Genomic DNA, 22,205 nt, shown 5'->3' on the forward strand with positions numbered 1-22,205 from the left:
CGATGAAACCAGAATGGATCGCAGCGGACTGGGGCACCTCGCACTTGCGCGTCTGGGCGATGGAGGGGTCGACCCCTATTGACCACGCCCAGTCAGACATGGGCATGGCGCGCGTCTCCAAAGGCGGGTTTGAGGACGCCCTGTTGGCATTGATCGAAGGCTGGTTGGGCAGTGCCCCTGTCGATGTCGTCGCCTGCGGCATGGTCGGCGCCCGTCAGGGATGGGTTGAAGCACCCTATGCTGCTGTTCCAACCCCGCCTGTGCAGGGCGCTCCGATCCGCGTGCCCGCCACCGACCCTCGGATCCGTGCTTTTGTCGTGCCTGGTTTGAAACAGGTGTCCCCGCCGGATGTGATGCGCGGCGAAGAAACGCAGATCGCGGGATTTCTGGATACGCACCCCAATTGGGATGGGGTAATCTGCTTGCCCGGCACTCACACAAAATGGGTGCAGGTCAGCGCGAACGAGGTCGTCAGCTTCCGCACATTCATGACCGGAGAACTTTTCGACCTGCTGAGCGGTCAATCGGTCCTTCGGCACTCGGTAAGTGAAGGCTGGGACGAGGCCGCGTTTGCTGAGGCCGTCGAGGATACTCTGTCCAAACCCGAACAGCTTGCCGCCCGCCTGTTCAGCCTGCGTGCCGCAGATTTGCTGAACGGGGAGGATGGCAGCACGGCCCGCGCGCGTCTGTCCGGGCTATTGATTGGGGCCGAACTTGCGGCCTCACGCCCCTATTGGCTGGGTCAGAAGATCGCGATCATCGGGGCCGAGGGGCTATCGGCCGCCTACGCGCAAGCGCTGCAACCGCAAGGCGCGTTTGTCGAGATGGCCGACGCCACCACATCCACTCTGGCCGGGTTGAACAAAGCCCGCAATATGACAAGAGAAACCGTATGAGCCGCCCTATCATTGCCATTCTGCGAGGTTTGACCCCCTCGAGCGCCGAGAAAGTCGGTCGACTTCTGATCGAAACCGGGATCGACCGGATAGAGGTGCCGCTGAACTCTCCAGATCCTCTAGAGAGCATCGGGATTCTGGTCGAGGCGTTCGGCGATCGCGCCCTGATCGGCGCGGGCACGGTGTTGACACCCGAACAGGTTGAGGCCGTAAGGGATGTGGGCGGCAAGCTGATTGTCTCGCCCAATGCCGATCCTGATGTGATCCGGCGCAGCCGTGAACTGGGGCTGCAATCCTGGCCGGGCATCTTCACCCCGACCGAGGCCTTTTCGGCCCTCAAAGCGGGTGCAACCGGTTTGAAGCTCTTCCCCGGTTCCTTGGCAGGCCCCGCAGGTCTGTCTGCTTTGCGGGCGGTCTTGCCAGAAGGCACGCAGGTCTTCGCGGTTGGCGGCGCGGGCACAGACAACTTCGACGAATGGATCGCAGCCAGCGCGGACGGGTTCGGCATCGGGTCGGCACTGTTCAAGCCCGACATGGAGATCGCGGAAATCTCGGAACGAGCCATCCGGATCGTAGCCGCCTATGACGAGGCCGTTGCATGAGCGTCACTTTCGACGACCGCCCGTGTATGCTGGGCGAAGGCCCCCTCTGGCATCCCGAGCGGAAGCAGTTGTTCTGGTTCGACATCCTCGGCAAACGCCTTCTGACCCGTGAAGGCGAGGCGCAGAAAAGCTGGGATTTCGACGAATATGTCTCGGCCGCAGGCTGGGTGGACCGTGATACTTTGCTGATGGCCTCGGAAAGCGGTTTGTGGAGACTTTCGCTCACAACGGGTGAGAAATCACTGGTTGCCCCGCTCGAGGCTGACAATCCTGTCACCCGCTCGAATGATGGCCGCGCCGATCCGTGGGGCGGGTTCTGGATCGGGACGATGGGCAAAAGCGCGGAACCTGGTGCTGGTTCAATCTACCGGTACTACAAGGGCGAGTTGCGCCGTCTGGTGCCGGGTATCACCATCTCAAACGCGATCTGTTTCGCTCCGGACCGGTCCTCCGCCTTCTACGCTGACACCGCAAGACGACAGGTGATGCGGTGGGGTCTGAACTCCGAAACAGGCTGGCCCGAAGGAGAGCCTTCGGTCTTTCTGGATCTGAACGAAGACGGTTTGAACCCGGATGGCGCGGTGGTTGATACCGCCGGGAACATCTGGATCGCTCAATGGGGCGCGAGCCGGGTCGCGGCCTATGATCAGGCGGGCCAGTTCCTGTGCGCAGTCACCATTGACGCCGCCCATACATCCTGCCCCGCCTTTGGCGGAGACGACCTGACGACGCTGCTCTGCACAACCGCCCGCCAAGGGCTGAGCGCGGAAACGCTTGAAACACAACCCACGAACGGAATGACCTTTGCCGAGCCGAACGCAGGCCAGGGTCAACCGGAACACAGAGTCCTTCTATGACCCCCGAACTTGGCGTTTGCTATTACCCCGAACACTGGCCCGAGGCTGTTTGGGCCGAAGATGCCGCGCGCATGGTCGAAACAGGCCTGAGCTGGGTACGCATCGGCGAATTCGCCTGGAGCCGGTTGGAACCCTCGCCCGGAGATCTGCAATTCGACTGGCTTGATCGCGCGGTCGAGGTATTGGGATCGGCCGGTTTGAAGGTGGTTATGGGGACACCCACAGCGACGCCTCCGCGCTGGATGCTGGACAAACACCCCGATATGCTGGCCGTCGACGCCCAAGGTCAGCCGCGTAAATTCGGGTCGCGTCGGCACTATTGCTTCAGCCATGCGGGCTATGTCGACGAGTGCGTCCGCATCGCCCGGATCTTTGGCGAACGTTATGGCCGCAATCCACACGTCGCCGCCTGGCAAATCGACAATGAATACGGTTGCCACGACACCACGATCAGCTACAGCGCCCCGGCGCTAAAGGCGTTTCGTCTTTGGCTGGCGGATCAATATGGCAGCATCGACGTCCTGAACGAGGCTTGGGGCAATGTGTTCTGGTCGATGGAATACGACCACTTTGACCAAATCGACCTGCCAAACCTGACTGTGACCGAGCCGAACCCGGCCCATGTTCTGGCCTTACGACGCTTCAGCTCGGATCAGGTGGTGGCCTTCAACAAGGCTCAGGCCAATGTGTTGCGCCCGCTGACCGATGCACCGCTGTCGCATAACTACATGGGACGTGTGCTTGAGTTCGACCATTTCGATGTTGGCGCGGACCTCGATATCGCCACCTGGGACAGTTATCCGATTGGGTTTCTATCGGACCGGTTGGAGGACGATACCGAACACAAGGCCAAATTCCTGCAGCAAGGCGATCCGGATATGCAAGGTTTTCACCACGATCTCTATCGCGCGGTCGGCCATGGTCGTTGGTGGGTGATGGAGCAACAGCCCGGCCCGGTGAACTGGGCCCCGTACAACCCTGCTCCCCTGCCCGGCATGGTCCGGCTTTGGTCGCTTGAGGCCGTGGCCCACGGGGCCGAGGTGGTCAGCTATTTCCGCTGGCGCCAAGCGCCCTTTGCGCAGGAACAGATGCACGCCGGATTGCTGACACCAGACAGCCGCGCGGCCCCCGGTCTGGCCGAAGCGCGCCAGACGGCGGATGAATTGAAGGCCATCGGTCCAGTTCACCAGAAACAGGCGCAGGTTGCGATCCTGTTCGACTACGCCTCGGATTGGGCGTGGACCACGCAGCCGCAAGGCGCAGGTTTTGACTATTTCCGGCTGGTATTCTCGGCCTATTGCGCTCTGCGTCGTGCCGGGCTGTCGGTGGACATTGTTTCACCTCAAGACTTGGCGAAAGGTTACGCGGTGATCCTTGCGCCAGGGCTGGCCACAATCAATGCCGCGTTGGAAGCGCGTTTGGCCGAGGCCTGCGATCTTGCCATCCTTGGCCCACGCAGCGGCGCGATCACCCGTGATTTCCAGATCCCTCTGTCGGGCCGCCCCGGCCTTGATGGCGTCGATTGCCATGTCGATCTGGTTGAAACCCTGCCGCCCAATGTCAAACGCCCGGTCGTCGGGGGCGGAGCCGCACAGCACTGGATCGACCGTCTGTCAGGAGGCGGAGAGGACCTTTTGCAGTTTGAAGATGGTACCCCTGCTTTGAAAACGGGGGACGGCATCTGGTATCTGGCGGGTTTCCCCGACGAGGCGCTCTGGGATCGCCTAATCGGGCTGGCGGCGGACCACAACGGGCTGAATTTGCAGCCGTTGCCCGAGGGCCTGAGGCTTCGGGAATCAGCCGCGCATACGTTCCTGATCAACTACAATGCCGATCCGGTGGAATGGAACGGACACACCATTGCGGGCTGCGATGTTATTGTCCTCGAAAACGCGTCACCGGAGGGTTGAGCCGGGCGCGCTACTCCTTCCAGATCGCAAGGTTGTGGGGGGCGACCGGGTCTTCTCCGACCAGAAGCGGGCGCTTTGTGTTCGCGGGCAGTGGTTGGTCTTGATCGCCAAAGTTAAAGGCAAAGCGCAGGTCCCCGCGTCGGGTGAGCCTCAAATCCTGATGCGTTTTAGAGACTTCCAGCCCAGCCCAATCCAATACGTCGCGCAGGATGTCCTGCAACAACGCGCCGCTCGGGACCATCGCAAGATAGGTCGCCCTGCTCGAGCGAATGACCGCGGGACTGCCATTCTGATATCGGCTGACGAAATGGCCGATAGCTTGTTCACTTGTCTCGACAATTTCGCGCCAACCTGTGAAGGGCAGCGGGTTTTGCTCGCCCAACTGCACGGCTTCATCCGCAAGATCGGGCAAGGACTCGACCCTCAAAACGCGAACACCTGTCAAATCACTCAACACCCCCGGCGCGAGGCTATCTGGGCTGTGCATGTCTGTCGTCTTGCTGCCCGACCGCGCACCGATCAACAGTTTCGCTGTCGTCGCTTGAAGTCTTGAGGCCAACCCGTCGCTGACAATCATGCTCTGCGGCAAAACGATCAAGGCATAGCCATCGAGGTCGTCCTCTGGCCCGACAAAATCCAGATCGACGCCGAAACCGCGCAAACCCGCGTACCAGTCTCGCAGGATGTTCGTGTTGGGAAATGCATCGTCATGCGGCAGGATGTCTGCCGCCCAGATCGACGTATAGTCGATCAACATTGCAACTTGAGCCTTCTGCCTTTTGGCCGGCGGCAAAGCCGCGCGATCCTTCACAACCTGCGCCAGCTCAACCGCTGCCTGATCCGGACTGCCATCCGACCGTAAAAGAGCGGTGTGGAACTGCTCCTGAGCATACTTCGCCTGACGCCAGCGAAAGAACATCACCGCCTGCGCGCCATGGGCATAAGCTGCCCATGTCCATAGCCGGACAACGCCATCTACTGGCGACGGGTTCTTTTCCGCCCAGTCGACGGGACCGGGTTGTTGTTCCAACACCCACATTCGACCGCGCCCTTGCGAGCGATAAAGATCGCAGTGAAACCCCTGATAGTCTGGTGCCCCGGTTCGCAAATAGCGATGCTTGTCCTGATCAGACAGGGATGATCCAAGCAGATTGCCCAGCGGGTAGCTGTCGAAACCTACGATATCCAAGTCGGCGGCCACCGCGTGGTGATCAAACTCAAAACTGCCCGCCATGAAGTTATGCGTGATATCCCGGCCCGGCGAATGCGCCCGAAGAATATCCACCTGAGCCTTGTTGAACAGTCGAACCCGGTCCGAGGAATAACGCGCAAAATCTAAAGATTGCGTCGGGTTCGCGGCCGCGACCAAGCCGTTTGGTAGCTCGATCTGGTCAAAACTTGAATACTGCGTGCCCCAGAAGACCGTACCCCATCTCTGGTTCAATTCTTCAATCGTGCCATAGCGCTCTTGCAGCCATCGGCGAAACCCATTGCGAGCACAGTTGGAGTAGCTGAGGACGGTGTCATGGTCGTTGTATTCATTGTCGATCTGCCACGCGTGAACATGCGGGTTTTGCCCATAGCGCCGGGCGTATTCGGTGGCGATCCGTTTGGCCTCCTCAAGATAGATATTGCTGGAAAAGCAATAGTGGCGTCGCGATCCAAAACCGCGCACCCGGCCATCTGGGCCGACGGGCAAAATCTCTGGATACTCGTCGATCAGCCATTTGGGGGGCGAAGCCGTGGGCGTAGACATCATGACCCGCAGGCCAGCCTCACCCAAAATCCCGATGACCTCATCGAGCCAACCCCACTTGAACTGACCGCGCCGGGGTTCGATCAGGCCCCAGGTGAACTCTGCAATCCGCACCCAATCGAGGCCCATGTCGACCATACGCGCGGCATCGTCCCGCCATTGGGACGGGTCCCATTGTTCGGGGTAGTAGCAAACCCCCAGTTCAAGCTTGCTCATCTGGTGTCCTTCGCGGTTCGCCGCTCGATCCATTTCAGGAAGCTGGCGCAACCCAAAGTGATCACGACATAGAGGATCGCCGCTGTGTTGAAGGGCGCAAATGGCAAGAAGCTAGAGGCCTGAAACTCGCGCATGCGTTGGGTCATGTCGCGCACAGACAGGATCGACAGCAGTGAGGTGTCTTTGATCATCGCGATGAACTCATTGCCCAGGGGCGGTGTCACGATCCGCAAGGCCTGTGGCAGTACGATCAGCCGTGCGGTCTGCCAGCGCGACAAACCCAGTGAGCTGCCAGCCTCAAGCTGGCCTTTGGGTATGGCTTCGATGCCAGATCGGAAGATCTCGGCCATGTAGGCGGAATACCCAACCGAAATGGCGATGATCCCGCGGGTCATGTTGGTCATGTCGATGCCACCGCCGGTGGCATCCTTGACAGCGCCTGCCAGAGGAAGGCCGATATAGAGGATGATCACCAGCATCGGAATGCCTCGGATCGTGTCCACGAAAAACTCGGCCCCGACCGCAAGTGGGTGCAGTTTGTGTTGGGACCCGCCGACCGTAAGTGTCAGCAAGAGGAAACCGAAAACGGCAAAGGCCAGCCCCGGATTTCGAAACTTGTCCGGCAGAAAGCTGGTTTGCCAGATCACCGGATAGCCCTGCGTATGGGACTCAACCGGAACAAACGCACCCGAGACGCTGTCGACTGTCTCAATCTGTTCGATCGCAGATGCAGCGTCCGGAGCGCTCCGGATCCGGATTTGCTCATCGTCGCCGCCTTCGAATTCACCGAAGCGGATCACATCGGCTTGCGCCTGAGGGGTGCCGCGCACAATGGCAATGCGGCCCTCGATATTGCCGACAAGGACGTAGCTGACCTGAGGCTGCATGAAAAAAAAGGTGGATACCGCAAGCAACGCCAGACTGATCGCGCCATAGACCATCGTTGTCCGGGCCTTTGGCTTGAATGACTGGAGCCCGACCCAGATTAGACCAAGGATCGCGGCGAAGATATAGGCAAAGATCGCCGCGCGGAACGTGATGGCGACGCCTGTTGCGAATTGCCAATGGGCCATGAACATCAGGTAGAACAGCGCGACGCCCGTCAGAATTTCGAACCCAAGCTGTACGCGCCCGCGCATTGGTTTCGTCAAACGACCAGAGATCAGGCACAACGCGATGATCACAGCATAGACCGCTAGAAGGATTTGCAGGCCGCTCTGAACTTGTGCCACCACTTCGGGAAACAAAACCCACGTCTGGTTGGTCCGATCAATCAGGGTCGAGGTGTTCTCGCTGAGCGCGTGAAAAAAAACAGACTCGGCGAAGGGCATCAGGACGTGCGGGGCAACAAAAGCCAGAATGGACAGGGCAACAGCCGCCGGAAACGCCGCCAAAGCGGAAATGCGAAGCCATGCGGGCGCTTGCGCTTCGAACCGGGTGTGCCGTGCGCAAAGATAGCCGAGGATCGCCGTAGCAAGGACCAGTAGGAACCCCACGAAAATCGGCCCTGCATTGTTGCCGATCCCCAGAATGGCGACCAGAGATCGCAGGTATTTGGATGAGGTGGCAAACAGATAGATGATAAACGGCGCGGCTGCGAGCAACACGAGGTTGCTCGGGCGGATCGAGCTGAGGCGCGACATGGGGTTCTCCGCTAAATCAAAGCCCCGGCGGCAGAACCCGCCGGGGCTGGAGGGGGGTTAAAGGATCAGTTGGTGCCCCAGTATTTGGCTTTCAGCTCATCCAAAGTGCCGTCTTGCTGAATTGCGGCCAGACCTTCGTTGATCGCATCGACAGTCGGATCGCCTTCCTGAAACACGATGCCCAGCGGGTCGGACTGCAGGCCCGTGATGCCCACGGTCAACTCGCCCGCGAACTCCTGCTCATAAGCGGTGGCCGAAGTTCCGTCGATGATCACACCTTCTACATCGGCATTCTGCAACGCCAGAATGGCGGCCGAGAAGTTGTCGTAGAGGCTGACATTCTCGCGCCCCACCAGCTCTTCCGCCAGCTGCGCGTTGGTCGTTCCGGTTTGAGCGGCCAGTTTCAGACCTCCGGCCTTGAAGTCATCCAGGGTCGTGTCGCCCTTGTCGACTTGCAGCAGGATGGCCTGGCTGACCACGATATACGGCTCCGAGAAATCCATGGTCTCTTCCCGTTCCGGCGTGATCGACACGCCCGAGATGACCAGATCGAACTCACCTTGCTGAAGGGCTGCGAAGATGCCATCCCACGCGGTGTTGACGAAATTCGGCACGCAGTTCACGCGCTCGCAAATGGCGTTCATTACGTCGACGTCAAAGCCTACGATCTCGCCCGTTGTCTCGTCGACGGTTTCCATCGGAGGATAAGTCGCATCCGTTCCGATTTTCAGAACGCGTCCTTCCAAATCGGCGGCAAAAGCGGCTGGGACCGTCATCGTGGCAACGGCTGCAGCGGCAAGTAGATGTTTGAACATGTTCGGTTTCTCCTTTGTTGGGTCAGGTCAGATCGCCGGGTTCGGCGGAGGTGTGTCAGGTTGCCGCTCGATTAACGTGGCCCTGATCTTCTTTTGAATTTCAGACGGATCGGCCCCGTCCAGTGATTTTAACATGAACGCGCCCAGCAACCGGCTGGTCTTGTCAATCGGCACGTAATAGGCACTGGGCGCCGGTACGAAATACTTGCTGAGTTGGAGGTCATCGGTCGAAATGACCACAACATCGCGCCCGACCCTGATGCCATCTTCGGCGGCGGCTGACAAAACGCCCAATGTCATCGCCTCGTTGGCGCAGATGATGCCGGTCGGGCGGTCTGCGCGTTGCATCAGGCTGCGAAAAGCCTCTTGGCCGCTTTGCGCCGTTGTGGGGCCGTTGTAGATCAGATCGGGTTGAACGGGCACGCCCGCCGTCTGTAGTGCGGCGGCATAGCCAGTCTGACGCTGTCCAGTGTAAACCAATTCGGCGGGTGGATTGATGAGAGCAATTCGTCGATGACCTAAACGCAACAGCCGCTCTGTCGCGTCGCGCGCCGCGCTTTTGCTATCGAAATCGACATAGGGATGAGGTTCAGAACTGTCGCTCATGCCATAGGTTACAAAGGGGAAATTCTGGTTTTGTAGATAGGCGATACGCGGGTCGTTATGTCGAGTGCCCGAAAAGATCACCCCATCCGCCGAGCGTTCCTGTACGATCGCGCGCAGGGCGGCCATCGCGTCGTCCAAATCGGCCACGCTGCACACGCTCAGCTCATAGCGTGATCCCTGCAAAGCGGTTGAAATACCAGCCACAATTCGGGTGAATTCCACGCCCTCCCACTCCTCGGTGGCGTCGGTGGAGACGCCCACCAGCAGTGCGATCCGGTAGGATTTGTTGGTGCGCAATTTCAGCCCGGCGAGGTTTACTTTGTAACCCTGTTCCACAGCCACTTTCTGTATCTCTTTACGGGTTTCGCGTTTGACCGAGTCCTCTCCGCGCAAGGCATTGGATACGGTCCCGACGGAGTAGCCTGTCTGCTTGGCGATAGACTTGATCGTTGCGCGGGCCATCTAGATACGACCTTTCAAAAGGTCGCTCAGAAAGCGCCTGCCTGTTGTCAGAGTCGTCGCCGGGCTCGGCGACTCGTCATGCTCAACGAACAGGTCCGAACACGCCGTACGATGCAGCGCTTCAACAACCGCGCTCCAATCTATGTCGCCCTGCCCCAGATCCCGCCACCTAGCGTCGCCCTGTTGGCTGGGGTCCACGTCCTTGGCATGGACCGAGACCACACGGTCGGCATAGCGCTCAATAATCTCAACCGGGTCCAGGTAGGCCGCCCCTAGCCAACCGATATCGGGCTGCCAAAAGACGTTTCCCTTCTCCAGGATTATCTCCAACGGCGTCTGCGAGGGGTAGCCGACCAGGTCGAAATCGTGGTTGTGATAGGCCAGCCGAACGCCCGAGCCTGACAGTTGCGCAGCCAATTGTGATAACTGGCCCGACACAGCCTTCCATCCCTCGGCAGTGTCGGGCCGCGCCTCTGGTGCCAGCCAAGGCATGACGGCAACCGGGCACTCCAATCGTTCCAGAAGGTCCTGAATTTCGGGTAAACGCCCCTCGAATTCTTCCCAGTCGAAATGCGCCGAACGTACCCGCAAACTAGATTGCGCAACGATCCGGGCCATCTTAGGCGCTGTCAGGTCGTGCAACCCCGTCGTTTCGACATCTGCATAGCCACAGGCCGCCGCCAATTGCAGTTGATCGCTTAGATCGCCACAATTCCGAACTGTGTATAGCTGCGCAGAAACCCGCATTTACCACCATTGAAACGTTTCAATAATGGTTGAACGGGGTTTTATGAGTTGTCAAGCGGCTTGAAGCAGTGCGCGCCAATTCACTTGCGCATGGAGAGACCGTTATGGAACAGATGCACTTTTTCCGGCCGTGCTGTAACCGAAACCTGCTGCCCGCGAAGGTTCCGTTGAATACCGGGCAGTTTTGCGATGACCTGATCCGCGTCATTGGATTTGGCAAAATATAGCAGGGTCACCTCACCCAATGCTTCGGTGAAATCAACCTCACCGCTCAGGATCGGGTCGCTATCCGTCAAAGTGAAATCTTCGGGCCGGACGCCGATGTTTACCTGCTTGCCTTCGTCTTCGGGTCCGGTCGGGATCGCGGAAATCGCTGAACCTCCGCCCTCCAAGGCTATCGTCGTCATCTGCCCAGTGCCCGTGATTGTTCCGGGTAACAGGTTCATCGAAGGCGACCCGATGAATTGGGCCACGAACTCATTGTCCGGGGTTTCATACAGTTCAAGCGGGGTGCCAACCTGGGCAATGCCTTTGTTGGCCAGCACAACGATGCGGCTGGCCAAGGTCATCGCTTCGACCTGATCATGGGTCACATAGATCATGGTGCTGTCGGGCATCGCCTCTTTGAGGCGCGCAATCTCAATCCGCGTGGCGACGCGTAGCGCTGCATCGAGATTCGAGAGCGGCTCATCAAACAGATAGACCTTGGGGTCCCGCACAATCGCTCGCCCGATCGCGACGCGCTGGCGCTGACCGCCGGAAAGGGCTTTGGGTAGGCGATCAAGATATGGGTCCAATTGCAGAATTTGAGCCGCGCGCTCAACAGCAGCGTCAATCTCTGCGGCGGGTCGCTTGGCGATCTTAAGCGCAAAAGACATATTCTCGCGCACGGTCAAATGCGGATAGAGGGCATAGGATTGGAACACCATCGCGATGCCGCGCTGCGCGGGCGGCACGTCATTCATGACCTGACCTTCGATCTCCAGCGTACCGCCGGTGATCTTCTCCAGCCCCGCAATCATCCGGAGCAGAGTGGATTTTCCGCATCCGGACGGGCCGACAAAGACGATCAACTCGCCCTGCTCGATATCCAGATCAATGTGTTTCAGGACATCAACTGGTCCATAGGATTTCGCCACATCTGTGAGTTTGAGTTCCGACATGACTTACCCCTTGTCCCTGCGCATCAGGCAGAATTCGGCAGGTTGCAGCGTGACGCGACCTTCACCCGTGACACTGCCAATGTCCTCACCAATTGCCTGCCAGCTGCCCGAGGGCAGATCGACCTGCCCCGCCCCTCGTCCCAGATTAAAGGCGCAAAACACCTCCTCGCTGGCGTTTTCGCGGCGGAACATCAGGATCGGGCCGACTTGCACCATCTCTGGTTGCGCCCCCGCAGCCAGCGCCGGATGCGCATGTCGCAGAGCAACCGCGCGGCGATAGTGGTGCAGCATGGATTGGTCGTCCGCCTCCATACGATCAACCGCACGTTCGGACTGCGTATCACTAACAGGCAACCATGGCTCGCCGGTGCTAAAGCCCGATTGTTCATCCTGAGTTGCCCAGACCATTGGCGTCCGGCATCCGTCACGGCCTTTGAACTCAGGCCAGAATTCAACGCCATAGGGGTCTTGCAAGCGTTCGAAGGGCACGTCGGCCTCAGGTAGGCCCAATTCCTCGCCCTGATACAAACAGGCCGAACCGCGCAGGCACATCATCAGAACCGCGTGTTGGCGCGTTGCTGCATCGCTGAGGTCCCAGCGAGAGGCATGGCGTTGAACATCATGGTTCGAGAACGCCCAGCAAGGCCAGGCATCTCCCGCCTTGGCCTGAAGCTGGTCAAACACCTGCTTCGCGTAAGCTGCTGTCAACGCGCGTTTTTCCAGGAATTCGAACGCATAGCACATGTGCATACGCGCATCACCCGAGGTGTATTCCCCCATGATCTCAAGCCCGCGCTGCGCGTCGCCGACCTCACCCAGACAGGCTCGGCCTTCGTATTCGTTGGTCAGCGCCCTCAGTCGCTCCAGGAAGGCGATGTTTTCAGGCTGACTTTTGGAATAGAGGTGGTTTTGGTGGTTATACGGGTTCACTGCGGGTGCAATCGAGGCATTGCGCTCTTCAACCGGCAGCGCCGGGTTATCGCGCAATTGCTTGTCGTGGAAATAGAAGTTGATCGTGTCCAGACGAAAGCCATCGACCCCCATCTCGAGCCAGAACCGGGCCACGTCCAGCAACGCGTCCTGAACCCGTTCGCAGTGGAAGTTCAGGTCCGGCTGCGAGGTCAGAAAGTTGTGCAAGTAGTATTGCAGGCGGCGCGGGTCCCACTGCCAGGCAGACCCCCCAAAAATCGACAACCAGTTGTTCGGCGGCGTCCCATCCGGTTTGGGGTCGGCCCAGACGTACCAATCGGACTTCGGGTTGTCCGTTGACGCGCGGCTTTCGGTAAACCACGGGTGTTGATCCGATGTATGTGACAGCACCAGATCAATCATCACTTTCAGACCCTTTGCGTGGGCCTGACCCAGTAGCTCTTGGAAATCCTCAAGCGAGCCGAACATCGGATCGACATCACGATAATCGCTCACGTCATAGCCGAAATCCTTCATCGGCGACTTGAAGAAAGGCGAAATCCAGATCGCATCGACGCCGAGCGAGGCGATATAGTCGAGCCGTTGGGTGATCCCGTTCAGATCACCAATTCCGTCGCCATTGCTGTCCTGAAAGCTACGCGGATAGATCTGGTAGATCACGCCGCCGCGCCACCACTCGGATGTCGCTTTGGTTGAGTTCGAAAGCTCTACGGTGTTTTGCACGTTCATCTGACGCCTCTATTTGACGGATCCGGCCAATAGGCCCCGGACCAGGTATTTTTGCATTGCGAAGAACACGACCAGCGGCACAAAGATCGACACGAAGGCCGCCGTCGCGAGGATTTCCCAGTTGCCGCCTCGTGTGCCCAAAAGCTCGACGATGCGGTTTGTCATAACGGTGGTCTGGCCGGTCGCATCGATCAGGAAGACCTTGGCAACCAGCAGATCATTCCATGTCCATAGGAACTGGAAGATCGCAAAGGATGCGAGTGCCGGGAAGCTGAGCGGCAGGATCAGCTTGGTGAAGATCTGGAACTCGGTCGCGCCATCGACACGGGCGTTCTCGATCAAATCCCGCGGCAAGCCGGCCATGTAGTTGCGCAACAGGTAAATCGCCAGCGGCATACCAAAGCCAGTATGGGCCAGCCAGACGCCCAGATAGCCTTTCCCGATCCCGATGTTCAGGTGGAATTTCAACAGCGGGATCAGCGCCAATTGCAAGGGCACGACCAACAGCCCAACGACGGCCGCGATCAGCAGTGCACGGCCCGGAAACTCCATCCACGCCAGTGCATAGGCTGCGAATGCCGCAACGAGGATCGGGATGATTGTCGCGGGAATTGTCACCGTTAGCGTGTTGAAGAAGGCTTTGGCCATACTGTCGGAACTACCTTGATCCAGCAGGACTTTTCGATAGTTGTCTAAGGTAAACTCTGGCGGCAATTCGGCCGTGACGAACACGCGAACACCTCGGTTTCCTGTGAACTCCTCAGTGTTCTCCATCCTGTAGGCGCCGTCCGCATCAACCGTGATCGTGCCGCCTCGACGCAGCTCGGCGGTGTCGCCGGGGACAAACGCATCAACCTCACGAGCACTGATACCCCAGTTCGAGATCTTTACCTGCTCGTCATCCCGGAAAAGTTGGCCTTCGATCACGTATAGGCCGTTCTCCAGCACCTGCGTTTCAGGTGCGGCGCTGCGTAGGGTCAGGTTCTGCTCGGACGGGAAGATTGACCGCCACCAACCACTGCCCGAGATCTGATCCGCAGTCCGGAATGATGAGATCAGCAGACCGAGGGTCGGGATCACCCAAAGCACCACCAGAAAAATGACCGAGGCATGGACGACCCAGCGCAGCGCCGGTTTGGTTCCTGCAATATCGCTCATGGCCTACTCCATTTCCTTGCGCGCGTTGCGCACGTTCCAGATCAGGATCGGAGTGACCAGCAACATGATCACCATGGCCGAGGCCGACCCCACCCCCCAATCATTGGCGCGGAACAATTTGTCGTACATGTAGTTGGCCAGCACCTGCGTCTCCCATTGGCCATTGGTCATGGCAAAGACGATGTCGAAGACCTTGAGGACGGTGATTGTAATCGTCGTCCAGACCACCAGAATGGTTGTCTTGATTTGAGGCACTTTGATCTTGAAGAAAATCTGGAACGGGTTGGCCCCGTCCAGAATGGCGGCCTCGACGGTTTCTTCAGGGATGCCGCGCAAGGCTGCCGACAGGATCACCATGGCAAATCCGGTCTGAATCCAAACCAAAACGATCATCAGGAAGAAACTGTTCCAGAACGGAACGGTTAGCCAAGTCTGCGGTTCAGTCCCGCCGAAAAAGATATAGAGGGCGTTTAGAATGCCGATTTGATCCTGTTCCGCCGGCCGAGCGTCATAGACCAGTTTCCAGATCACCGAGGCCCCCACAAAGGAAATTGCCATCGGCATGAAGATCAGCGACTTGGCAAAATTGCCCCAGCGGATGCGATCGGTCAGCTGCGCCACGAGCAAACCAAAGCCGGTCGACATCGCAGGCACGACGATCAGCCAGAACATATTGTTGCGCATGGCTTCCCAGAATTTAGGCTCAGCCGCCATCTGGGTGTAGTTCTCCAGACCAACCCATCTGTACCCGCCGCCAGGCACGCGCTCCGTGAGTGAAAGGCGCAACGTCTCAACCACCGGATAGGCCAGATAGAGGCCAAGCGCCGCCAGTGCAGGGAACAGGAACAGCCAGGGCCGGATCATGTTCGCGCGGTTGATATTGCGCCCTGCGTTCGGCCCGCGCGGCGGGAACAGGACTTTGTCCAGAAATTGGTTCGAGAGGTAGAAGTAGCCCACGCAACCCGACACACCGATGATGATGGTCAGCAGGCCCTGAAGTGCCGGTGTCATGATGCCCTCGTCGGTTTGGAAACGGGGCAGCCGCATAGCCGCCCCATAACGTCAGTTACTTCGCGGCATCCCACGACGACTGGATTTCACCCGCAACAGTGGCCGCGTCCTTCGCACCCGAGGAATAGTCGACCATGCCGGTCCAGAACGTGCCCGCACCGACTGCGCCCGGCATCAAGTCTGAGCCGTCAAAGCGGAACGTTGTGGCGTTCGTCAGAATCTCACCCTGACCGCGCTGCGTGTCATTGGCGTAGTTCTCCGGGTTTGCCCCCAGATGCGGCGTCAGGAACCCGTCCTGAGACATCATGATCTCATGCGCGAACGGGGTCTTTAGGAACTCCATGAACACTTCAGTCGCAGGGCTTGGATTCGTGATGGTGAACAGGGTGCCCGCGCCCAGAACCGGTGTGCCCAGATCCTTCTCGGCATAGGCTGGGAAATAGAAGAAATCGGCATCCACGCCCAGCTCTGTCCCTTCCGGGAAATAGGCAGGGATGAATGAGGCCTGGCGGTGCATCATGCAAGCAGGCGGGCTGTCAAACAGGCCCTTGGGGCTATCGCGGAAATCGATCGCAGCCGTATCGTCTGCGTTCCCAACCACATAGTCATCGTTGCGGGTAAAGCTGCCATATTCCTCGATCGCGGCAATCACGCGCGGATCGTCGAACTTCATCTCATTCGATACCCACTGGTCATAAACCTCTGGCGGTTGCGTGCGCAGCATCAGGTCCTCAACCCAATCCGTTGCGGGCCAACCGGTCGCGCCACCGGATGCGAGGCCGACGCAGAGCGGCGTCTCACCGTCTTCGACCATCTGATCCATAAGCGCTTTGAACTCTTCCATGGTCTCAGGGACCTCGTAGCCGAAGTCCTCGAAGTTCTCAGGGATGTACCAAACCAGAGACTTGACGTTCACGTTGAAGAAGAAGCCGTAGAAATCCTTGGCTCCGTCTGCGTTCTCAAAAGTCCCCAGATCGACCCAGGACTGACCGGCTGCGAAATTGTTCTTGATCCAATCCGCTGATCCTTCGGCAAGCGGCGTCAGATAGCCGTTCTTGGCCATGTTCGCCGCAAGGCCAGGCTGGGGGAAAACCGTCAGGTTTGGCGCTGATCCGGCTGCCGCGTCGATCAAAATCTGCTGTTCCAGCGAGTCTGACCCGACATAGCTGGAATTTGCGCCTGTTGCCTCATCGAAATAGGCGACGAGATTTTCGAAGGATTGCCCTTCGCCCGCAAGCCAGGGGCCGAAAATTGTCAGGTCCTGACCGCTCAGATCATGAGCGTCTGCAAAGGCCTGAAACCCGTTCCAGTCAAAGCCGCCCTCTCCAACGGGGTGGATCATTTGACCCTGTGCGTGAACAGCCCCGGCAGTCAGGGCAAACGTGGCCACACCTGCGTACAGCGTGCGTTTCATGAAATCTCCTCCCAATACTCTCCAGCGCCTTCGCTTCACGGTTTTCAAAGCGCTTTGAATGATTATTGTTATCCGCTAACATTTTTACTCTGTCAATGAGTCGTATTTTCGAATAAGTCAGAAAAACAGGCTTGTCTGTTATCACAAAAGGTTGGCAGGCACACAAAACAGGACCTCACCAGTAAGGCCTTCGATTTGAAGGCGCTTTGGCTACCTATGAACCTCAAGCAGCTCTCTGAAACATTGGGTCTTTCGCAAACCACGGTCAGCCGGGCACTGAACGGCTACCCTGAGGTCAACGCTAAAACACGTCTGAGGGTTGAGGCTGCAGCGGCCAAACATGGCTACCGCCCCAACAGCCGCGCCAAGGGGTTGGCGACGGGCAAGTCCATGGTCATCGGTCACGTCATCCCCAGCTCATCAAGGCATGAAATGGTGAACCCGATCTTCGGAGATTTCGTTGCCGGAGCGTCAAAAACCTATGCCGAGCATGGCTATGACATGATGTTTACTAACGCCGACGACACTTCGATCGAGGCGGCCTATCGCAACCTGTTTCAACGCGGGGCGGTCGATGGCGTCGTGCTTCAAGGCCCAAAGGTCAACGAGCCAAGGATCGAGGTTTTGACGCGGATGGCGGTGCCGTTCATCGTTCATGGCCGCTCAACCGGTGTGCAGGCTGAATATGACTGGATTGATGTGAACAACAAAAGTTCGTTCCAGCGTGCGACGCAGTTTCTGCTTGATCTGGGCCACCGTCGCATCGCCCTGATCAACGGGCTGGAGGATATGGACTTTGCCCAACGTCGTCGTGCCGGATATCTGGACGCTCTGCAGCAGGCAGGGCTGATACCGGATGCCGCCTTGATGCGCAGCGCCGAAATGACCGAGGTCTATGGCCATCGGGAAACCCATCAGATGCTGCAAATCGCAGAACCACCGACCGCGATTCTGGCATCGTCGATGATCACGGCCATTGGTGTGCGCCGCGCCTTGGAAGAAGCAGGGTTGCAGATGGGGCGGGATATTTCGGTCATCGCCCATGACGATGATCTTTCCTACCTGAAAAATGGTCAGGATGTGCCGATCTTCACAGCAACGCGGTCCTCCGTTCGGGACGCTGGGGAAATGGCCGCAGAGATGCTGATCCAGCGGATCAAGTCTCCGTCTGCGCCGGTGCAAACCAGGTTGCTTGAGGCCGAGTTGGTCGTCGGGCGGTCAACCGGGCCTGCGCCTATTGGGGTTCGATGATGAAATATACACGCAACGACTTCCCCAAAGATTTTCTGTTCGGCGTCGCGACATCCGCCTACCAAATCGAAGGCCATGCACAGGGCGGTGCTGGCCCGACGCATTGGGACAGTTTCGCGGCCACGCCTGGAAACGTCGTCAGCGCGGAAAATGGCGCAATTGCCTGCGATCACCTAAATCGGTTCGAGGAAGACTTTGATCTGGTTCAGGATGCAGGGTTTGACTGTTATCGCTTTTCGACCAGCTGGGCGCGTGTGTTGCCGGAAGGTCGGGGGCATGTAAACCATGCCGGGCTCGACTACTACGACCGCCTAGCGGACGCGCTGCTTGAACGCGGCATCCGCCCCTGTGCGACGCTCTACCACTGGGAGCTACCTTCGGCACTTGCCGATCTGGGGGGCTGGCGCAATCGGGATATCGCCGGGTGGTTCGCAGATTTCACCCAAGTGATCATGGGCCGGATCGGAGACCGCATGTATTCGGTCGCACCCATCAACGAGCCTTGGTGCGTCAGCTGGCTCAGCCATTTCGAAGGCCACCACGCACCGGGCTTGCGCGATATTCGCGCGGCTGCACGCGCGATGCATCATGTTCTTCTGGCCCATGGCAGCGCCATTCAAACAATGCGCAGCCTAGGCATGTCCAATCTGGGCGCTGTCTTCAACCTCGAATGGGCGGAGCCAGCTGATGATAGTGCCGCTGCTCAACAGGCGGCTGCGCTCTATGACGGGATCTACAACCGGTTTTTCTTGGGCGGCGTGTTTAAAAAAGCCTATCCCGACAACGTGCTGAAGGGACTGGAGCCTCATTTGCCCGCAGGTTGGCAAGATGATTTCGACACTATCGGAGCATCGGTCGATTGGTGCGGCTTGAACTACTACACCCGCAAGCTGATCACCTCGGCAGACAGTGCATGGCCAAGCCTGACCGAAGTGCCCGGCCCTCTGCCCAAAACTCAGATGGGTTGGGAAATCGACCCCGCCGCCCTGACCCGATTTCTGAAAAGGACCGCAGAAGACTATACCGGTGATCTTCCGATCTATGTTACAGAGAACGGCATGGCGAGCGCCGAGCGCCAGCAAGACGATGAGCGCATCGCCTATCTGGACGATCACTTGACGGCGGTGCAACAGGCTTTGGCTGCGGATGTGCCCGTTAAGGGGTATTTCATCTGGTCTTTGCTGGACAACTACGAATGGGCCTATGGCTATGAAAAACGGTTTGGATTGGTAGACGTGGATTTTGAGACGCTGGACCGCAGGCCCAAAGCCTCCTTCGCTGCCGTAAAGGCCGCACTTTCCGAAGGCGCCACCGACCGGCAGGCCTATCGCCAGCCGTCTGGGTCTTTGCGACCACATTGGACATTGGTGGCCGATATAGGTGGTACGAATACGCGACTGGGCGTTGTCTCTGATGGTAAGCTGACCGCATTGCACAAACATCCGACGGGGACCCTGCCCGATCTGCTGAATGCGTTGCATAATATTCGGGCTGAGATCGGCACGGCGCCACAAGCCGTGGTCGCAGCCGGAGCCGGACCGGTGCGTGACGGGCGCATCCAACTGACCAACGCGAATTTGGACCTGTCCGAGGAGGCCCTGGCCAATGCGACAGGGGCCACCAACACTTACGTAATCAATGACTTCACCGCGGCAGCGTGGTCCGTGGCCGAAGTGACAGAGGCTGATGTATCCGTCCTGCAAGGCTCTGCCACTCCGCCGATGGGCACGCGATTGGTCGTCGGGCCTGGAACCGGTTTGGGCGTCGGTACGCTGCTCTATTCTGAGGGGCATTTCCACACCGTTTCAGGCGAAGGCGGCCATGTGGGCCTGTCCCCGCGCACGCGGGATGAGGTCGATATCTTCGACGCCGCCCGCCATCTGGCACCCGAATGCTTTTTCGACGACAGCCTAGTGCTTGAGGCCGAAATGTTCCTCAGCGGAACCGGCTTGCCAATCCTGTATCGGGCCGCAGGCATGGCGGCTGGGCAAGCTCAGCCTCCAGTTCGCACTGCCCGAGATATCCTGCAGGACGCACGCAACGGCAAGGACCCGGTCGCCGTTCGCACCGCAGATTTGTTCATCAGCCATCTGGGTGCGTTGATGGGTGATATGGCCGTCACCGTGATGCCTTCCGGTGGCGTCTTCCTTGTGGGTGGCGTCGCCGAGAAAAACCGCTGGATGTTTGGCGAAACCTTCCGTAACGCGTTCAATGCAGGCGGGCGTTTCAGCGAGTTGCGGCAGTCGATGAACCTTTATATCTCGGAACAGACCGAATTTGGCATTGTTGGCGCTAACAACTTCTGTAAAAATGCGCTTCAGCGATAACTGAGCGTATTTTGGAAGAGGAAATGGGATGATCCTGTGTTGCGGAGAAGCCCTGATCGACATGATTGCCGAACCGACCCTGTCCGGGCGGGACGGTTTTGTTCCCCATTCCGGTGGCGCTATATTCAATACCTCTATCGCTTTGGGCAGGTTGGGCGCGCCCGTTGGGCTGCTGACTGGCCTGTCCTCGGACATGTTCGGGCATCAATTGGCCGATGACCTGCGGGCCAGCCATGTAGACACGACACATGTGATTGCCTCGGACAGGCCGACCACGCTGGCGTTTGTTCAACTGAAGGACGGCCACGCGACTTACACGTTTGTCGATGAAAACACTGCGGGTCGGATGCTACGTGCAGAGGATATGCCGCGCCAACTTCCCGCGGTTTCAGCGCTGTATTTTGGTGGCATCAGCCTTGCCTGTGAGCCTTGCGCGGATGCCTATGCCGCGATGCTTGCGCAACATGGCGCGAACTGTGCTGTGATGTTGGACCCCAATATCCGACCCGGTTTCATACAGGATCAGACCCGCTACCGCACGCGGTTGAACCAGATGATCGAACAAGCCGATATCGTCAAAGTCTCGGATGAGGATCTGGACTGGATCATCCCCGGCCCGGAAAACCACGATCAGAAAGTCCCTTTGCTGCTTCAAGCAGGCCCCTCCGCGGTCATCGTCACCCGTGGGAGTGAGGGCGCCTCGGGTTATCTGGCCAACGGCACGGTGGTCTCAGTCCCTGTCAAACCGGTGCAAGTTGTGGATACGGTTGGCGCGGGGGACACGTTTAACGCCGGGGTTCTGGCCTCGCTGGAACGCGCTGGCCAACTTGCAAAGCCCGGCTTGAAAGCACTGTCCCCGGATGCGCTACGCGACGCTTTGACCTTGGGTGCAGAGGTGGCTGCCGTAACCGTCTCGCGCGCCGGAGCAAATCCGCCCTGGTCGCATGAATTATAGCCCTACGAAGAGTCCGATATGAAACGATCCGAAATCAACCGTATCAAGACCGAAGCCCAGGCATTCATCAGTTCATTTGGTGCCGTCCTGCCGCCTTTCGCAGATTGGACACCTGAGCAAATGCGCAGCGCCGATGCCGACAGCATCCGCGCCCATGGCCTAGGTTGGGATATCACCGACTACGGTCAAGGCAAGTTTGATGAACTTGGGTTGTTCCTGTTCACCCTGCGCAACGGCAACGTGAACGATCTGAGCCGGGGGCGCGGTATGCTCTATGCCGAAAAGCTGCTGATCTCTCGCGACAAACAGCTGTCGCCGATGCACCGCCATATCGTCAAAGCCGAGGACATCATCAACCGAGGGGGCGGCGATCTGGTTATGGAAATCTATGCCTCGGACCCCGATGGCGGTATCGACCGCGATACCCCGGTCACCGTTCCCAGCGATGCCTGCCCTGTCACCATACAGCCCGGAGAGCATCTGCGCCTGAAGCCAGGTCAGAGCGTGACCTTGATGCCCGGCATCTGGCATGCCTTCTGGGCGGAACGTGGGGATTGCTTGATTGGCGAAGTCTCAACCGTGAATGACGACCGGACGGACAACGTATTCGAAGACCCGATCCCCCGCTTTGCAACAATCGAAGAAGACACGGCCCCGGATTTCCTTTTGGTTGCCGACTACTGACTTCATTTAGAGTTTCGCGCTTGCCTTTTCTGACTGTTTTTGTCAGCTAACGTCTGACCCAGTCAGATTCCGT

Annotated in this window: 18 protein-coding genes and 1 pseudogene; 9 read left to right on the top strand and 10 right to left on the bottom strand. The window is 58.6% G+C overall.

Annotated elements, in window-relative coordinates; translation table 11 throughout:
* The first annotated feature begins 2 nt into the window (after positions 1–2).
* Genes ACR0JF_RS06205 through ACR0JF_RS06220 form a run of 4 tightly spaced genes read left to right on the top strand, consistent with a single transcriptional unit; the run spans position 3 to position 4,265 of the window.
* Positions 3–896, top strand: coding sequence for a 2-dehydro-3-deoxygalactonokinase (locus ACR0JF_RS06205; RefSeq protein WP_170659268.1), 894 nt, complete (start codon positions 3–5; stop codon positions 894–896).
* Entirely contained in the window at positions 893–1,498 is a 606-nt protein-coding gene (locus ACR0JF_RS06210) for a 2-dehydro-3-deoxy-6-phosphogalactonate aldolase (protein ID WP_170659269.1), read from the top strand. Before ACR0JF_RS06205 ends, ACR0JF_RS06210 begins: the two co-directional genes overlap by 4 nt.
* A complete protein-coding gene (locus tag ACR0JF_RS06215) occupies positions 1,495–2,355 on the top strand; it encodes an SMP-30/gluconolactonase/LRE family protein (protein WP_170377440.1) in 861 nt (286 codons plus the stop codon). The genes ACR0JF_RS06210 and ACR0JF_RS06215 overlap by 4 nt, the downstream gene beginning before the upstream one ends.
* Positions 2,352–4,265 (top strand): beta-galactosidase, encoded by a 1,914-nt coding sequence (locus ACR0JF_RS06220; RefSeq protein WP_170659270.1) that lies wholly within the window; start codon positions 2,352–2,354, stop codon positions 4,263–4,265. The genes ACR0JF_RS06215 and ACR0JF_RS06220 overlap by 4 nt, the downstream gene beginning before the upstream one ends.
* A 10-nt stretch (positions 4,266–4,275) precedes the next feature.
* Here ACR0JF_RS06220 and ACR0JF_RS06225 read toward each other — a convergent pair whose 3' ends face one another.
* The 10 genes from ACR0JF_RS06225 to ACR0JF_RS06270 form a co-directional block, all read right to left on the bottom strand.
* The gene (locus ACR0JF_RS06225) at positions 4,276–6,237 is read right to left on the bottom strand and encodes a beta-galactosidase (RefSeq protein ID WP_480668985.1); all 1,962 of its coding nucleotides are present in this window, start codon (positions 6,235–6,237) and stop codon (positions 4,276–4,278) included.
* Positions 6,234–7,880: an amino acid ABC transporter permease gene (locus tag ACR0JF_RS06230; RefSeq protein WP_170659272.1), complete on the bottom strand. Its 1,647-nt coding sequence runs from the start codon at positions 7,878–7,880 to the stop codon at positions 6,234–6,236. Before ACR0JF_RS06230 ends, ACR0JF_RS06225 begins: the two co-directional genes overlap by 4 nt.
* Positions 7,881–7,945: 65 nt before the next feature.
* A complete protein-coding gene (locus ACR0JF_RS06235) occupies positions 7,946–8,695 on the bottom strand; it encodes a basic amino acid ABC transporter substrate-binding protein (RefSeq protein WP_419740815.1) in 750 nt (249 codons plus the stop codon).
* A gap of 27 nt (positions 8,696–8,722) precedes the next feature.
* Complete coding sequence (locus ACR0JF_RS06240) at positions 8,723–9,763, bottom strand: LacI family transcriptional regulator (RefSeq protein ID WP_170659273.1); 1,041 nt, start codon at positions 9,761–9,763, stop codon at positions 8,723–8,725.
* A complete protein-coding gene (locus ACR0JF_RS06245; RefSeq protein WP_170659274.1) occupies positions 9,764–10,510 on the bottom strand; it encodes a sugar phosphate isomerase/epimerase family protein in 747 nt (248 codons plus the stop codon).
* Between the two features lie 80 nt (positions 10,511–10,590).
* On the bottom strand, positions 10,591–11,673 hold the full coding sequence (locus ACR0JF_RS06250; protein ID WP_170472581.1) for an ABC transporter ATP-binding protein: 1,083 nt from the start codon (positions 11,671–11,673) through the stop codon (positions 10,591–10,593).
* Positions 11,674–11,676: 3 nt separating this feature from the next.
* Complete coding sequence (locus ACR0JF_RS06255; RefSeq protein WP_170659275.1) at positions 11,677–13,332, bottom strand: alpha-amylase family glycosyl hydrolase; 1,656 nt, start codon at positions 13,330–13,332, stop codon at positions 11,677–11,679.
* Positions 13,333–13,341: 9 nt separating this feature from the next.
* Positions 13,342–14,490 (bottom strand): carbohydrate ABC transporter permease, encoded by a 1,149-nt coding sequence (locus ACR0JF_RS06260; protein WP_170659276.1) that lies wholly within the window; start codon positions 14,488–14,490, stop codon positions 13,342–13,344.
* A gap of 3 nt (positions 14,491–14,493) precedes the next feature.
* On the bottom strand, positions 14,494–15,501 hold the full coding sequence (locus ACR0JF_RS06265) for a carbohydrate ABC transporter permease (protein ID WP_170641325.1): 1,008 nt from the start codon (positions 15,499–15,501) through the stop codon (positions 14,494–14,496).
* A 55-nt stretch (positions 15,502–15,556) separates the two neighbouring features.
* The gene (locus ACR0JF_RS06270; RefSeq protein WP_170659277.1) at positions 15,557–16,915 is read right to left on the bottom strand and encodes an ABC transporter substrate-binding protein; all 1,359 of its coding nucleotides are present in this window, start codon (positions 16,913–16,915) and stop codon (positions 15,557–15,559) included.
* A gap of 216 nt (positions 16,916–17,131) precedes the next feature.
* On the opposite strand from ACR0JF_RS06270, the gene ACR0JF_RS06275 reads away from it, so the two are divergent.
* The 5 genes and pseudogenes from ACR0JF_RS06275 to ACR0JF_RS06295 all read left to right on the top strand — a co-directional run bounded on the left by ACR0JF_RS06275 (position 17,132) and on the right by ACR0JF_RS06295 (position 22,132).
* Complete coding sequence (locus tag ACR0JF_RS06275; protein ID WP_170659278.1) at positions 17,132–18,166, top strand: substrate-binding domain-containing protein; 1,035 nt, start codon at positions 17,132–17,134, stop codon at positions 18,164–18,166.
* Positions 18,166–19,467 (top strand): annotated as a pseudogene (locus tag ACR0JF_RS06280) (GH1 family beta-glucosidase); the annotation flags it as partial. The gene ACR0JF_RS06275 and the pseudogene ACR0JF_RS06280, both read left to right, overlap by 1 nt.
* 66 nt (positions 19,468–19,533) lie before the next feature.
* Positions 19,534–20,493 carry a glucokinase gene (locus ACR0JF_RS06285; RefSeq protein WP_480669095.1) on the top strand — a complete coding sequence of 320 codons (960 nt, stop codon included), beginning with the start codon at positions 19,534–19,536 and terminating at the stop codon, positions 20,491–20,493.
* Between the two features lie 28 nt (positions 20,494–20,521).
* Complete coding sequence (locus tag ACR0JF_RS06290; protein ID WP_170659280.1) at positions 20,522–21,448, top strand: carbohydrate kinase family protein; 927 nt, start codon at positions 20,522–20,524, stop codon at positions 21,446–21,448.
* A gap of 18 nt (positions 21,449–21,466) precedes the next feature.
* Positions 21,467–22,132, top strand: coding sequence for a D-lyxose/D-mannose family sugar isomerase (locus ACR0JF_RS06295; RefSeq protein ID WP_170659281.1), 666 nt, complete (start codon positions 21,467–21,469; stop codon positions 22,130–22,132).
* Positions 22,133–22,205: the final 73 nt, after the last annotated feature.

The sequence above is a fragment of the Ruegeria sp. BG11 genome, assembly GCF_056538565.1.